Below are 515 nucleotides of genomic sequence, written 5' to 3' on the forward strand. Positions count from 1 at the left end.
CGTTGGCCCAAGGACGGCGAGGTGGACTACAAGGGAAACCTGTTCCGCTACGCCGCCTACCTCACTCCCTCCTGCAAAGTCTTCCTGGAGAAAGACTTCGAGTTTCGTCGTAACGCCGGCGAGCTCAGGGGGCGCGAGCGCACCACCTCGGAAATCCCCGGTCGGGGCATTGGCGAGAGCGATGGCCGCGTGATCCAGCACTCGATCAATGACTGGACCGTCAACCTGGACATGGACAGCACGGAGTATTACGCCGGCGAGAAGATCAAGCGGGCGCTGGCCCGCTACCCGTTGCACGTCATCCGCGCCGACGTCGACCCGGAGACCAATCCCTTCGGCCTGCAGTGGGACTGCTACTCCGACACGCCTCAACGTATCGAACTCGAGGAGCCGGCCGCCCCCACCAAGCGGGAGGGAGGTCTATGATCCGGAAGTCGACAGGCTCGCTCTTGCTAATGCTTGCCCTACCCACACTGGCCCACGCGGTGGAGATTCTGCGCTGGGAGCGCATTCCG

At 63.5% G+C, this 515-nt stretch carries 1 protein-coding gene and 1 pseudogene; both read left to right on the plus strand.

Annotation, left to right across the window (positions count from 1 at the left end; all coding sequences use genetic code 11):
- Nucleotides 1-426: PFL_4703 family integrating conjugative element protein (locus tag HMPREF2924_RS05055; protein WP_070700393.1), on the plus strand; the 426-nt coding region annotated here is incomplete at its 5' end.
- Nucleotides 423-515, plus strand: a pseudogene (locus tag HMPREF2924_RS36905) (TIGR03749 family integrating conjugative element protein); the annotation flags it as partial. The gene HMPREF2924_RS05055 and the pseudogene HMPREF2924_RS36905, both read left to right, overlap by 4 nt.

The sequence above is a fragment of the Pseudomonas sp. HMSC063H08 genome (assembly GCF_001813645.1).
In the GTDB taxonomy this organism is placed as follows: domain Bacteria; phylum Pseudomonadota; class Gammaproteobacteria; order Pseudomonadales; family Pseudomonadaceae; genus Pseudomonas; species Pseudomonas aeruginosa.